The organism is uncultured Altererythrobacter sp., from assembly GCF_913057185.1.
Classification (GTDB): domain Bacteria; phylum Pseudomonadota; class Alphaproteobacteria; order Sphingomonadales; family Sphingomonadaceae; genus Erythrobacter; species Erythrobacter rubellus.
In genome coordinates this window covers 581,778-595,164 of the sequence record NZ_CAJXNK010000002.1, presented here as the reverse complement: position 1 = coordinate 595,164, position 13,387 = coordinate 581,778, and the positions used below count along the sequence as shown (strand labels likewise).

The window sequence follows — 13,387 nt, the reverse complement described above, 5'->3', positions numbered from 1 at the left end:
ATCAGTTCAATTATTGGACACCGCGCATTGTGCTTTCCAAAGTTGGCAAAACAGCTCGGCGGCTCAGTCCGTCAGGTGTGATACTCGGGGGATATAGGTGCGGTTTTGCTTGGCACAAGGGAACAGGCACACTAGATTTTGCATGTTTTCAGACCGGAGAAACCTGACATGAAGTTCAATCAATTGGCCGCCGCGAGCATGCTCTTCTCTACATTCGCCTTGGCAGCTTGTGGCGCAGAGCCGGAGACTGTGGTCGAAGCCGAACCCGAAGGTGTGCCCGGTTTGAGCGTCGAAAATGCTCGCGTTGTTCTGGCGCCGGTGCCGGGCAATCCGGCTGCAGGCTATTTCGATCTGAAGTATGAAAACGACCGCGGCCTCGCGATCCGCCGGGCCGATGTAAGCGGCGCTGAGAAGACCGAAATCCACGCTTATGGAGAATGGAACGGCAAGATGACCATGGCCGAAGCCATGGAAATTGCCATTCAGAAGGGCACTGAAATCGCGTTCGAGCCAGGCGGCTATCACCTGATGGTGTTTGATCTGGATGAAAGTGTTGAGCCCGGTGATACGGTCGAGTTTACGCTGACTGTGTCGGGAGGGGACAAACACAGCTTTGAAGGCGAAGTTCGCGCCGCCGGGGACGAGCGCTGAACCACGTTTCCACCGGAGGAGATTTAAGCGTTTCTCCACTCGCCTGTCCGGTGGGTGGCGAGCGCGCACTTACTCCGGGCGAAGTGAAATTGGCAGCTTCTGTTTTCGGGACGGCGATCGACTACGCTGCAGTCACAATCCGGCGCAGAAAGTGGTTTCCGTTTCAGCCGCGCAAGGTCACGATGGCACCGGGCGGGCATTTGCATTTCCATCCCAGGGGCAGCGCCTATTGCGATGATTTCTCAAGCGAGGATCTGCACCGGCAGGGCTTCTTCATACATGAGATGACAAATGTCTGGCAGGCGCAGGCACGCGGCATCTGGAGTACGCGGCAAGCTACATCAACAAGCAGGCCGGCAGTATCGCGGGCAATGACCCCGATGTCGGCACCGGCGGCACGCCTTTCATGAAGTATGTGAAGAAGCACCACGATGAAAACTGTGCGCAAGTAGTGGCGTGATACAAAAAGGGCGAGGTAGCAAACGCCGCCTCGCCCCTTTTTCAAATTCTAGTCTCTGACTCAGGGCTTCTTCGCCACGCCAACCATAGCCGGACGTAGCAAGCGGTCCTTGATCATATAGCCGCTCTGCATTTCTTGCACGATCGTGCCTTCTTCGTGCTCTTCAGTTGGCACTTCCATCATCGCCTGATGCTGATTCGGATCGAGAGGCAGGCCAACCGAAGCAATGCGCTTCACACCGTGCTGGCCGAATACTTTCTCAAGTTCGCGCTGAGTGGCTTCAATGCCGGTTACAAGCGCCTTCATCTTGTCGTCTTCACGCAGACTTTTGGGAATTGCCGCAATCGCACGCTCAAGGTTGTCTGACACGCTCAGAACATCTCGTGCAAAGCCGGTCGCGGCGTAGGCGCGCGCGTCTTGCACATCCTTTTCCGCGCGGCGGCGCACATTCTGTGCCTCTGCTTTGGCGTAGAGAATATCCTGCTTTGCGGTCTCCAGATCGGCCTTCAGCGCATCGAGCGCTTTCTCGAAACCGTCTTCAGATGCCTCGTCCTCTCCATTGTCGAGGAACTCCTCCGGCACGCCTTCAAGTTCTTTGTCTACCGCATCATCTTCTGCTTGCGATTTGTCGTTGTCGATCATGTTCTTACATTTCCAAAGCTATCCGATAAGCTTGCCCAGCGAACGGGCGGTCAGGTCAATCATGGGTATCACGCGCGCGTAATTCAACCGTGTGGGGCCGATGACGCCAAGCACGCCGACCACCCTTCCCTCACGGTCACGATACGGCGACGCGATAACCGAAGAGCCGGACAATGCAAACAACCGGTTCTCGCTTCCGATGAAAATCCGCGTAGCTTCGGCTTCGCGCGCGCTTTCCAGCAATTCGGCAACTGATTGCTTGCTTTCCAAGTCTTCGATCAGGCTGCGCACACGCTCAATGTCCTGCATCGCTGCGTCATCGAGAAGATTCGCTTGTCCGCGTACGATTAAAACCGGACGCTGTGCTGCGTCTTCGCTAAGAACCGCAAGACCACGCTCGACCAGATTGCGGCTTGCGCTGTCGAGCTGAGACTTGCCCGATTTGATTTCTGCCCCGATCGCAGCATTGGCTTCGGCCAACGTCCGCCCAGCAAGACGTGCCGTGATGTAATTGCTCGCTTGCTCCAGCACTGAAGGTGCCAATGAACCACCCAACTCGATTACGCGGTTCTCGATCGATCCATCTTCGCTGACGAGCACAGCTAGCACCCTCCCCTGGCCCAGATTGACCAGGCTGAACTGTGCAAGCTTGGCCTCGCGGGTTGGGACCAACACCATCCCGGCAGCGCCTGAAATGTCAGACAGGATTGCGCTGGTTTGCTCCAATGCTTGTTCGATCGGGCCGCTGTCTGAAAGACGCCCCTCTATCGCGGCGCGCTCCTCCGCATTGGGCTCTGACACGCGCATCATCCCGTCAACAAACAGGCGCAAGCCGCTTTCGGTTGGCATGCGCCCTGCACTTGTGTGCGGCGCGGATAGCAAACCGTGTGCCTCAAGGTCCGACAACACCGCGCGGATCGAGGCCGGCGAAAGATTGACCGTACTATCGCTGGCAAGCGTTTTTGACCCGACCGGCTGCCCGCGATCCAAATAGCCTTCGACCACGAGACGGAAAATCTCTCTCGCACGGTCGGTCAATTCTGCGATGGGTGGTGTGGACATATAACGCTATCTAGCGCTTTGCTCCACAGCCTCAAGCCTTGCAGGTGACACCGCGCACAGCCTATCGCGGCGGCAACGAATCAAAACACAAGGGATTCTCATGCGACCTTCCGGCCGCGCGCCTGACGAAATGCGCGCTATTAGTATCGAAACCGGCTTTACCAAGCACGCTGAAGGCAGCGTGCTGATTAGTTGCGGCGACACGCGGGTGCTGTGCACAGCGAGTATCGAAGAACGCATTCCACCCTGGCTGCGCGGCAAAGGCGAAGGTTGGGTCACAGGCGAGTATTCTATGCTGCCCCGTTCTACGCATACGCGCAGTGGGCGCGAAGCAGCGCGCGGCAAGCAATCGGGCCGAACGCAGGAAATCCAGCGCCTGATCGGCCGGTCATTGCGAGCTGTCGTTGACTTGAAGAAGCTTGGCGAGCGTCAGATCACTCTCGACTGCGATGTGCTTCAGGCGGACGGCGGAACACGCACGGCATCCATTTCAGGTGCCTGGGTGGCGCTGCGTTTGGCGGTGAACGGCCTCATGGCGTCTGGCGACCTCAAAGAAGATCCGATCACAGGCCAGGTCGCTGCAATCAGCTGCGGAATCTACAATGGCACACCTGTGCTTGACCTCGATTATGATGAAGATTCCAGCGCCGATGCAGATGCGAACTTTGTCCTGATCACAGGTGGCCAAATCGCCGAAGTGCAAGCAACAGCAGAAGGCGCAACCTATGATGAGGAGGGCCTGCTACGCTTGCTGCGTTTAGCCAAAATCGGCTGTGACGGCATCTTCAAGGCACAGCTGGACGCCTCAAAATGACTCGGAAGCTGGGCGGAGGGTCACTCGTTATTGCCACTCACAATGAAGGCAAATTGCGCGAAATCTCTGCCCTGCTTGCGCCATATGGCCTGAAATGCATTTCGGCAGGTTCGCTTGGTCTGCCGGAGCCCCCCGAGGATGGAAAAACCTTCGTCGACAATGCGTTGATAAAGGCGCGCGCAGCCGCCGAGGCGTCGGGTCTCGCGGCGCTGGCCGACGATAGCGGATTGTCCGTGGACGCATTAGGTGGTCGCCCCGGTGTGTACACCGCGGACTGGGCCGAACGGCAATGGTTCGAAGGCGATCCGGGCCGCGATTGGTATATGGCGATGGGCAAGGTCGAAGGGATGCTCCAACAGCTTGGCCCGGATACAGACCGCAGCGCGGCTTTCCATTGCGTACTGGCGATTGTGTGGCCCGGTGGCGAGCATGAGGTTTACGAGGGAACATGCTCGGGTTCGCTGACGTGGCCGCCGCGCGGTGAGATGGGTTTCGGTTACGATCCTGTTTTTGTCCCTGAAGGCCGCGATCAGACCTTTGCTGAAATTGACCCGCAAGAGAAACACAGCATGAGCCACCGCGCGGATGCGTTTGCCAAGCTGGTCGCGGACCAGTTTGGCAGTTAGTATGGGCGCATGGCGCGCGCACTATACATCCATTGGCCCTTCTGCTCGAAGAAATGCCCCTATTGCGACTTCAATAGCCACGTCCGCGACTTGGTGGATGTGGCGGCGTGGCGCGATGCCTTGTTGGCGGATATGCGCCACGAAGCCGAACTGGCAGGCGGTGAACCACTGCATTCGATATTCTTTGGCGGTGGAACGCCTTCCTTGATGCCACCTGCCCTGGTCGAGGCATTGCTTCAGAAAGCGGAGGCGTTGTGGGGTTTTGACGCCAATATCGAAATCACGCTCGAGGCCAATCCATCGTCGGTCGAGGCTGCGAACTTTGCCGCTCTAACGCAAACAGGCGTAAATCGGGTTTCTCTGGGTGTTCAATCACTTGAAGACGATACCTTACAGTTTTTGGGGCGCCTGCATGGGGCGCAGGAAGCGCTGGATGCGTTCGAGACTGCGCAACAGAATTTCGACCGCGTCAGCATCGATCTGATTTATGCGCGCCCGGGGCAGTTGGCTGAACAATGGACAGCGGAGTTGAGCCGCGCTCTGGCGCTCGGCACGGACCACATGTCACTCTATCAACTCACGATCGAGCCAAACACGCGCTTTGCCACCGATGTCCGACGTGGCGTGTTCACCCCGCTGGACGACGATCCGGCAGGTGATCTGTATGCGCTAACGCAAAAGATCATGAACGCGGCGGGCCTTCCTGCCTATGAGATCAGCAACCACGCCAAACCGGGGCAGGAAAGTCGCCATAATCTGACCTATTGGCGGTATCAGGATTATTGCGGGATCGGCCCCGGCGCACACGGACGACGCGGTGGAGTGGCAACCGAACGCCACAAGAAGCCGGAGAATTATCTGTTGGCGGTCAGCGAGCACGGACATGGCATCAAGGATCAGCGCGCACTCTCGATGGGTGAACAAGCATCCGAAGCGCTGCTTATGGGCCTGCGCCTCGCTGAAGGGATTGATTTGAGCAAGTTGGAGGCGCGGTTTGGAATCCCTTCTACCGATCTGATCAATGCGGATCGCCTTGCACTTCATAGTGACCTTGGCCTGCTTGAATACGATAGTGGCCGGATCACCGTGACGCCCTCCGGAATGCCGTTGCTGGACGCGCTTCTTGGCGAAATTGTTGCGGACGCGCTGGTAACCGCATGAGCGCGGCGGATCTCCTCGAAGCGTGGAACAATGAGCTGACCAATTCGCGCCGGCGTAGCCCGCATACGGTGCGCGCCTATCTGGGCTGTGCGGATCGTTTGCTGAAAGCGCGTGATTTGGTCGATTGGGATGGTGTGGCCTTGTTGGAGGCCCAAGATTTACGCCGTCATCTGGCCGAGCGCCGCGCGGATGGAATCGGCAATGCCAGCGCCGCGCGTGAATTGTCCGCGCTCAAAAGCTTTATCGCTTTTGCACGTGAGCAAGCGGGCGATCCTGACCCCGCCTCACCGCGCCTACGCGGGCCGCGCGTCAAGAAGGGCTTGCCCCGCCCGGTTATGCCCGATGAGGCAAGCAATCTCGCCGATCTGGTCGCGGGCAATGCCAAGGCGGAATGGCTGGGCGCGCGCGATCGCGCGGTGCTGCTGCTGCTGTATGGTTCAGGCTTGCGGATTGCCGAGGCGCTGTCGCTCAAAGCCAATGACGTGCCGTTGGGAGAGGTGCTGCAAGTGACGGGCAAAGGCGGGAAGCAGCGTATGGTGCCGGTGCTGCCGATCACCCGCGCTGCGGTGGCGGATTATTGCGCAAAATGTCCGTGGCCGCTGCCGGGCAATGAGGTGCTGTTCCGCGGAGAGAAAGGTGGCCCGCTTAGCCCCGGCATGGTTCAGAAGGCGACCGCGCAAGCGCGCCGCGCGCTGGGCTTGCCTGAGACCGCCACCCCGCATGCATTGCGGCACAGTTTTGCGACGCATTTGCTCGGGGCGGGAGCGGATTTGAGAAGCTTGCAGGAATTGCTCGGCCATGCTTCTTTGGGATCGACGCAGATTTACACCAAGGTTGATGCGGCCACGATGCTGGAAAACTACCGCGACGCGCACCCGAGGGCGAAGAAGAGGTAATTTCCACCAAAAGCAGACATTCCGCAAACGACCCAATTGCAGACATTTGGCTGCAAGATCGGCTAAATCTTGAGCGGACCTAAGCTAATCGCGCCTCAATCGCGTCCCAGATCATTCCGGCGGTATCGGTGCCGTTGAACTTATCAATCGCAACAATCCCGGTCGGTGAGGTGACGTTGATCTCGGTAAGGTATCTGCCGCCGATCACATCGATGCCGACGAATGTCAGCCCGAGCCGTTTCAGTTCCGGTCCCATCGCATCGCAGATTTCCTGCTCGCGCTCGGTCAACTCGGTCGCTTCGGCGCTGCCGCCCATGGCTAGATTTGAACGAAACTCGCCCTCGCCCGGCCGGCGGTTGATCGCGCCCGCCACCATGCCATCGACCAGCACGATGCGCTTGTCCCCTTCGGCCACTTCGGGAAGGAAAGGCTGCACCATATGCGGTTCGGGCCAGGTCTGGTTGAACACTTCGAACAGTGCAGACAGATTGTCGCCATCGGCGGGCACGCGGAAAATTGCCTTACCGCCATTGCCGTGTATCGGCTTCACCACCAACGCGCCATGCTCAGCCATAAAACGCCGCACTTCGTCGACTGATCGCGTCACCAGCGTGGGCGGCATAAAGCGGCGATAGTTCAGCACCATCACCTTTTCCGGCGCATTGCGCACGCTGACCGGATCATTGACCACCAGCGTCTCGTCCTTAACTCGCTCGAGCATATGCGTGGCGGTGATATAGCCCATGTGGAATGGCGGGTCCTGCCGCATCAGAACAACATCGATATCCTTGCCCAGGTCGAGCCGCTGCGCTGCGCCCTTAGTCACATGGTCGCCCTTAACGCGTTGAAGTTTGACCGGATGGCATTCGGCATAAAGCCGATCGTCTGCATCCAGCGTCAGGCTCTCAACGTGGTATTCAAATACCTCATATCGGCGCTCCTGCGCGCTCATCATCAGAGCAAAGGACGAATCCCCGTCTATGTTGACGGTTTCGATCGGGTCCATCTGAACGGCGACGCGTAGGCTCATTCTGTATTCCTAATTCTCGCCCTACTCAGGGCATCAATGCATTGGTGATGTGGCGAGGGATGCTCGCGGGTGCAAGCAGGATTACGTCAACTCGTATATCATCGCCGTCGCGAACATATTGATGTGCAACCGCTACTGCCGCTGCGGCAAGCCTACGCAGCCGGTATTCATCAATCGCATGATCAAAGTCTTCGCGGCGTTTGCGCCATTTAACCTCGGTGAATGCGACCACACTATTTCGCCGCGCGATCAGATCAATCTCGCCCAGCGGGGTTTTCACCCGCTCAGCCAAAATTTGCCAGCCTTGCAGCCGCAAAAAAAATGGCGGCGCGAAATTCGCCTTGCCGCCCAGCTCGCTCGGCACGTTTTCTGGTCGCTGCGGGCCGCTTCATTCGGCCTTCAGTTCCATAGCACGAGCGTATAGCGCCTTACGGTCAAGCCCGGTTGCCTTCGATACTCTGGCGGCAGCCTGAGAAGTCTTCATCGTAGCAAGCGCCTCTCGCAGCAGCACGTCCGGATCAACATCGCAAGAGTTCTCGACCGGCGGACCCACCATCAGCACAATCTCGCCCTTGGGCGGGTTGGCAGTATAATGATCGGCCAGTTCCGTCGCTGTCCCGCTTCGGCATTCCTCGTACAACTTGGTCAGCTCGCGCGCGACCGCCACTTCGCGGGTGGGCCACAGTTCCCCCAACATATTCAGCGATTTCACCAGGCGCGGTCCGCTTTCGTAGAATATCAGCGTAGCGTGGATGCTGGCCAATTCCGCAAGTGCGTCTGCACGCGCTTTTTCCTTGGTCGGCAGGAATCCCGCAAACAGAAAGCGGTCATTGGGCAGCCCGGACATGGTGAGCCCCGCGATTGCAGCACACGCGCCTGGCAAAGTTGTGACCGCAACGCCGCTTTCGCGGGCAGCCTTCACCAGACGATATCCCGGATCGGATATCAAAGGTGTGCCTGCATCGCTGACCAGTGCAATCGCTTCACTGCGGGCGCGTTCGACAATTGCCAAACCCGCCGCCTCGCTCGCGTGATCATCATATCGAATCAACGGTTTATGAGTGAGCAGACGCTTCAGCAGCTTGCCCGTCACCCGCGTATCTTCGCAGGCGACAGCATCGCATTTGCTCAGTATATCGACCGCACGGAGCGTTATATCGCCAAGATTGCCAATCGGCGTGGCGACGATGTACAGCCCCGGATGAAGAGGTTCAGACAGGGCTTGCTCAGGGGCGATTGTGTTCACAAGATGCTCTTTGGAACAGCCAAGACAGGGTCGGCAAGTATGAAGCGTAATTTGTTTAATCGGCGCAATCTGGTTGTGGGCGCCACAGCACTGCTTTTGGCAGGGTGTCAGGTCATACCCAAAACCGGTCCTGCCACAACTGAGCCAGTAGCCGGTCCAACTCCCGAACCAAGCGCAACAGCGCTTCCCACAGACGAAACACGCCACCGGATAGCAATTCTGGTGTCTTTGTCCGGTCGCAACGGCGCGGTTGGCGAATCGATTGCCAATGCGGCCAACATGGCGATCCTCGATACCGGCGCGGATAATATCCGTATCACGACCTACGATACATCCAGTGGTGCGGCCGAAGCTGCGGCCCAAGCGGTCGCAGATGGCAATCGACTGATACTTGGCCCGATGCTGGCAGACAATGTTCCCGCGGTGCGTAACGAGGCTGCCCGCGCGGGCGTTCCACTGATCTCGTTCTCCAACGACACCAATGTTGCGCGGCCAGATGCATTTGTGATGGGTCACATCCCGGAACAGTCTATCGCGCGCTCTGTCGCCTACGCCCGTTCGCGCGGGGCGGAACGGTTTGCCGCATTGTTGCCCAGTGGCGACTATGGTGATCGAGCAGCCAGCGCGCTCGACAATGCATTGCAGGACTACGGAGGTCTGTTGTCTCAGACACGCCGTTACGACCGGGGCAGCAGCGCGGTCATCAGCGCAGCGACGCAGATGCGCGAAGCTGGTGGCTATGACACCGTTCTGATCGCAGACGGGGTACAATTGGCGTCGCAAGGTGCCAATGCCCTGCGTGAAGATGAGACAGGCTTGCCGCCGCGGGTGCTGGGCACAGAGCTTTGGAGTGGTGAAAGCGCTGTGACGCGGACCAGCGCATTGCGCGGCGCGATCTTTTCCGCGGTGTCTAACCGTCGGTTCCAGCGTTTTCGCGATAGCTATCAGGAGCGCTTCGGCAGCGCGCCCTACCGGATTTCGACATTGGGCTATGACGCTGTCTTGCTGACCTTGCGGGTTGCGCGCGATTGGGAGGTTGGCCGCCCTTTCCCCACGCGTCAGCTGACGACCAACGACGGGTTCCTAGGTCTCGACGGGGCTTTCCGCTTTGGCGGCAATGGTGTGATTGAACGGGCCATGGAAGTGCGCGAAGTTCAGCAGAACCAAGTTTCCGTTGTGGATCCAGCACCTGCCCGCTTCAGTGACTGAGCAAAACATTTTGTGCCCGCTTGTCGCCGTGATCGCGCGCGGCATATAGGCTGACCTATGTCCGATGACCTGTTTGAAAACGCGCCAGCTTCCAGCGGTGACTATGATTCCTCCTCGATCGAGGTCTTGGAGGGGCTTGAGCCTGTCCGCCGCCGCCCTGGCATGTATATCGGCGGCACCGATGACCGCGCGTTGCACCACTTGGCAGCCGAAGTGCTCGATAACTCAATGGACGAAGCGGTTGCCGGCCACGCCAACCGCATTGAGGTGCGGTTAGATGAAGGCAACAGGTTGTCGATCAGCGATAATGGTCGCGGCATTCCGGTTGACGAGCACCCCAAATTTCCGGGCAAGTCCACACTCGAAGTGATCCTGTCTACACTGCACTCAGGCGGCAAATTTTCTGGCAAGGCCTATGCCACATCTGGCGGTTTGCACGGCGTGGGCGTGAGTGTGGTCAATGCGCTGTCGAGCCACACCCGCGTCGAGGTGGCACGCGACAAACAATTGTTCGCGCAGGAATTCTCGCGAGGCCAAACCCTTGGCAAGATCGAAAAGCTGGGCGCTGCGCCCAATCGCCGTGGCACAACGGTCAGTTTCACGCCCGATACGGAGATTTTCGGCGACCGGCAGTTCAAACCGGCCCGCCTGTTTAAACTGGCCCGGTCAAAGGCGTATCTGTTTGCTGGCGTCGAAATCCGCTGGAAATGCGCACCTTCGCTGGCAAGTGAAGATGTACCCGAAGAAACAACCTTCAAATTCCCCGGCGGATTGGCGGATCACCTGGCCGAACAGATCGGTGAGCGCGAATGCGTGACGGCTGAAGCCTTTACCGGCAGCCAGGATTTCCCTGAAGAAAAAGGCCGCGTGGAATGGGCCGTCGCATGGCCGCTATATTCCGACGGCTCGACCAGCTGGTATTGTAACACTGTGCCCACCCCGGATGGCGGCACACATGAACAAGGCTTGCGCGCGGCATTGACCAAAGCATTGCGCGCGTTTGGCGAACTGACCGGCCAGAAGAAGTCAAAGGATATCACGGCAGACGATGTGATGACCGGCGGCGAAATCATGCTGTCGGTTTTCATTCGCGATCCGCAATTCCAGTCACAGACCAAGGACCGGCTGACTTCATCGGAAGCCTCTCGCCTGGTTGAAAACGCTGTGCGCGATCATTTCGATCACTTCCTGACCGCTAATATGGAGCGCGGTAAAGCGCTGCTGGGTAGCGTGATGGAACGCATGGACGAGCGGCTGAAGCGCAAGCAAGAGCGCGAGATCAAGCGCAAGACCGCGACCAATGCAAAGAAGTTGCGGCTGCCCGGCAAGCTTACCGATTGCAGCGGTGAAGGTGACCGCGAGACCGAGCTGTTTATCGTCGAGGGCGATTCTGCGGGTGGCAGCGCCAAACAGGCGCGCGACCGCAAGAGCCAGGCAATTCTGCCGATCCGCGGCAAGATCTTGAACGTTGCCAGCGCCACCGCTGACAAAATCCGCGCCAATCAGGAGATAGCTGATCTTTCGCTGGCGCTGGGTTGTGGCACCCGCAAGGACTGTGACCCAGAACAGCTCCGCTACGACCGCATCATTATCATGACCGACGCTGACGTTGACGGCGCGCATATCGCAACGCTGCTGATGACATTCTTCTTTCAGGAAATGGCGCCCATTGTGCGTGGCGGGTATCTCTATCTAGCGCAGCCTCCTCTATATAAACTCAGCAGTGGCAAAGAGACGCGTTACGCGCGCGATGATGATCATCGAGCCGAACTGGAAGAGACTGTCTTAAAAGGCAAAAAGGTCGAAGTGGGCCGTTTCAAGGGCCTTGGCGAAATGAACCCTGGTCAGCTGCGCGAAACCACCATGAATCCGGAAACGCGTTCATTGATCCGTATAACCTTGCCCGAACAACATGAGCAGCGTTTTGCGGTGAAGGAACTAGTCGAGCGTTTGATGGGACGCAATCCAGAACACCGGTTCAACTTTATCCAGAACCACGCCAGCGATGTCGATCGTGACATGATTGACGCCTAAAAAGGTGCGCCTTCGATAGGCATTGCAGAGAATATCGATATCTCTGGAGGTATGATCGCCAACCCGCCAATCTGCTGAACAAATGTACCGGATTCGGGCACTGCAAAGTGTCTTTGAACGGCATCCATATCACGCCATTGCTCGAAGAAATGTATCCGGTTCGCATCCTCGGCATCGAAATAGCAATTGTGCGAAATGCAACCTTCCTCCGCGCGTGATCGTGCAGAGTGTTCACAACCAATCCGGATGGCCTCATCACGCTTGGTCGGATCAATAACGACCGTGCCTGTGATAATGATCATTGAGCGACCTCCGTATGAATATGCAAGTGTCCTTCGATTGCTTGGTGCGCGTAAAACAATGTGCAAACACCGCCGCCCCCCGCACCAGCCCAGTTGGCAATTCCAACGCGCCAGAAAGCTCATGCCCTTCAGATGTTGTGATCTTTAGCGTTTCAGTTGGCATTGTTCTCTCCTTGGCCTGATAGCTCTAGAGCTTTATTCGCGCGCCAGTGTCAAAGGTTTCATGGACTGCATTACCCACTCGCCAATTCGATAGCTTACGCAGCGTCACCCTTGCGCTCGTCGCGTGTGTAACTTAACGCGCTCGGCAAGTTTCAAACGAAAACCTCATGGGAAAATTCATGACCGATCAGCCGCAACGTTTCGAAGGTACAAACGACTATATAGCTACTGACGACCTGAAGGTTGCGGTGGATGCTGCGGTCATGCTGCGACGGCCCTTGCTGGTCAAGGGTGAGCCAGGCACCGGCAAAACCGTGTTGGCACACGAGATTGCCAAGGCAATCGGTGCCCCGCTGATCGAGTGGAATGTGAAGTCGACTACCAAGGCCCAGCAAGGTCTGTATGAGTATGACGCAGTTGCCCGTTTGCGCGATGGCCAGTTGGGTGATGAGCGCGTTCATGACATTGCGAACTACATCAAGAAGGGCAAATTGTGGGAGGCATTCACCTCCAAAGAACTGCCTGTCTTGCTGATCGACGAGATTGACAAGGCGGATATCGAATTCCCCAACGACCTTTTGCAAGAGCTCGATCGGATGAGCTTCGACGTGTATGAAACGCATGAGACAATCACTGCGAAAGAGCGCCCGATTGTCGTGATTACGTCGAATAACGAGAAAGAGCTGCCCGATGCGTTCCTTCGCCGCTGCTTCTTCCACTATATCAAGTTCCCAGATCGCGACACGATGCGCGACATCATCGAGGTTCACTATCCCGGAATTCAGAAGAACCTTGTCAGCAAGGCGATGGATATCTTCTACGAATTGCGCGACGTTCCCGGCCTGAAAAAGAAGCCGTCAACCAGCGAGCTGCTCGACTGGCTCAAGCTGCTTCTGAATGAAGATATGCCGATGGATGTCCTGCAAGACAGCAATCCGAACAGCGCCATTCCCCCACTGCATGGTGCCTTGCTGAAGAACGAGCAGGATGTGATGATGTTCGAACGGCTCGCGTTTATGGCGCGCCGCAATCCGAGTTAAGCCAGCGGCCAGCTTTAGTCGAAGCTGTAGGCCAGTTCGTAATCACCGCAGC

14 protein-coding genes and 1 pseudogene are annotated in these 13,387 nt (G+C 57.7%); 9 read left to right on the top strand and 6 right to left on the bottom strand.

Annotation, left to right across the window (positions count from 1 at the left end; translation table 11 throughout):
* The first annotated feature begins 168 nt into the window (after window positions 1-168).
* Together QZ487_RS10835 and QZ487_RS10830 are read left to right on the top strand one after the other, a co-directional pair.
* Window positions 169-651 (top strand): copper chaperone PCu(A)C, encoded by a 483-nt coding sequence (locus tag QZ487_RS10835; protein WP_285975212.1) that lies wholly within the window; start codon window positions 169-171, stop codon window positions 649-651.
* A 50-nt stretch (window positions 652-701) separates the two neighbouring features.
* Window positions 702-974, top strand: a pseudogene (locus tag QZ487_RS10830) (vgr related protein); the annotation flags it as partial.
* A gap of 197 nt (window positions 975-1,171) precedes the next feature.
* Here the strand turns inward: QZ487_RS10830 and grpE are convergent.
* Window positions 1,172-1,753 carry a nucleotide exchange factor GrpE gene (gene grpE / locus QZ487_RS10825; RefSeq protein ID WP_296025062.1) on the bottom strand — a complete coding sequence of 194 codons (582 nt, stop codon included), beginning with the start codon at window positions 1,751-1,753 and terminating at the stop codon, window positions 1,172-1,174.
* Window positions 1,754-1,771: 18 nt separating this feature from the next.
* The gene (hrcA, locus tag QZ487_RS10820; protein WP_285975214.1) at window positions 1,772-2,815 is read right to left on the bottom strand and encodes a heat-inducible transcriptional repressor HrcA; all 1,044 of its coding nucleotides are present in this window, start codon (window positions 2,813-2,815) and stop codon (window positions 1,772-1,774) included.
* A gap of 100 nt (window positions 2,816-2,915) precedes the next feature.
* On the opposite strand from hrcA, the gene rph reads away from it, so the two are divergent.
* Genes rph through QZ487_RS10800 form a run of 4 tightly spaced genes read left to right on the top strand, consistent with a single transcriptional unit; the run spans window position 2,916 to window position 6,312 of the window.
* Window positions 2,916-3,629, top strand: a complete 714-nt coding sequence (gene rph / locus QZ487_RS10815; protein WP_285975215.1) for a ribonuclease PH — start codon at window positions 2,916-2,918, stop codon at window positions 3,627-3,629.
* Window positions 3,626-4,255: an RdgB/HAM1 family non-canonical purine NTP pyrophosphatase gene (gene rdgB / locus QZ487_RS10810; RefSeq protein ID WP_285975216.1), complete on the top strand. Its 630-nt coding sequence runs from the start codon at window positions 3,626-3,628 to the stop codon at window positions 4,253-4,255. Before rph ends, rdgB begins: the two co-directional genes overlap by 4 nt.
* Before the next feature lie 9 nt (window positions 4,256-4,264).
* Window positions 4,265-5,416 (top strand): radical SAM family heme chaperone HemW, encoded by a 1,152-nt coding sequence (gene hemW, locus QZ487_RS10805; protein WP_296025058.1) that lies wholly within the window; start codon window positions 4,265-4,267, stop codon window positions 5,414-5,416.
* A complete protein-coding gene (locus tag QZ487_RS10800; RefSeq protein WP_296025055.1) occupies window positions 5,413-6,312 on the top strand; it encodes a tyrosine recombinase XerC in 900 nt (299 codons plus the stop codon). The genes hemW and QZ487_RS10800 overlap by 4 nt, the downstream gene beginning before the upstream one ends.
* 79 nt (window positions 6,313-6,391) lie before the next feature.
* Here the strand turns inward: QZ487_RS10800 and gshB are convergent, their stop codons facing one another.
* From gshB to rsmI, 3 genes are read right to left on the bottom strand one after another with little or no spacing between them, the layout of a single operon-like run.
* Window positions 6,392-7,342 carry a glutathione synthase gene (gene gshB / locus QZ487_RS10795; RefSeq protein WP_296025054.1) on the bottom strand — a complete coding sequence of 317 codons (951 nt, stop codon included), beginning with the start codon at window positions 7,340-7,342 and terminating at the stop codon, window positions 6,392-6,394.
* A 25-nt stretch (window positions 7,343-7,367) separates the two neighbouring features.
* Window positions 7,368-7,706, bottom strand: coding sequence for a YraN family protein (locus QZ487_RS10790; protein WP_367114458.1), 339 nt, complete (start codon window positions 7,704-7,706; stop codon window positions 7,368-7,370).
* A 24-nt stretch (window positions 7,707-7,730) separates the two neighbouring features.
* Window positions 7,731-8,588 carry a 16S rRNA (cytidine(1402)-2'-O)-methyltransferase gene (rsmI, locus tag QZ487_RS10785; protein WP_285975221.1) on the bottom strand — a complete coding sequence of 286 codons (858 nt, stop codon included), beginning with the start codon at window positions 8,586-8,588 and terminating at the stop codon, window positions 7,731-7,733.
* Window positions 8,589-8,627: 39 nt separating this feature from the next.
* Between rsmI and QZ487_RS10780 the strand changes: the two genes are divergently transcribed.
* The gene (locus QZ487_RS10780) at window positions 8,628-9,797 is read left to right on the top strand and encodes a penicillin-binding protein activator (RefSeq protein ID WP_285975222.1); all 1,170 of its coding nucleotides are present in this window, start codon (window positions 8,628-8,630) and stop codon (window positions 9,795-9,797) included.
* A gap of 57 nt (window positions 9,798-9,854) precedes the next feature.
* Window positions 9,855-11,831 (top strand): DNA topoisomerase IV subunit B, encoded by a 1,977-nt coding sequence (parE, locus tag QZ487_RS10775; RefSeq protein ID WP_296025048.1) that lies wholly within the window; start codon window positions 9,855-9,857, stop codon window positions 11,829-11,831.
* On the opposite strand, the gene QZ487_RS10770 is transcribed toward parE, so the two are convergent.
* Window positions 11,828-12,133 carry a putative quinol monooxygenase gene (locus QZ487_RS10770; protein ID WP_296025045.1) on the bottom strand — a complete coding sequence of 102 codons (306 nt, stop codon included), beginning with the start codon at window positions 12,131-12,133 and terminating at the stop codon, window positions 11,828-11,830. The two genes, parE and QZ487_RS10770, sit on opposite strands and share 4 nt — an antisense overlap.
* 341 nt (window positions 12,134-12,474) lie before the next feature.
* On the opposite strand from QZ487_RS10770, the gene QZ487_RS10765 reads away from it, so the two are divergent.
* Window positions 12,475-13,335: a MoxR family ATPase gene (locus QZ487_RS10765; protein WP_285975227.1), complete on the top strand. Its 861-nt coding sequence runs from the start codon at window positions 12,475-12,477 to the stop codon at window positions 13,333-13,335.
* Window positions 13,336-13,387: the final 52 nt, after the last annotated feature.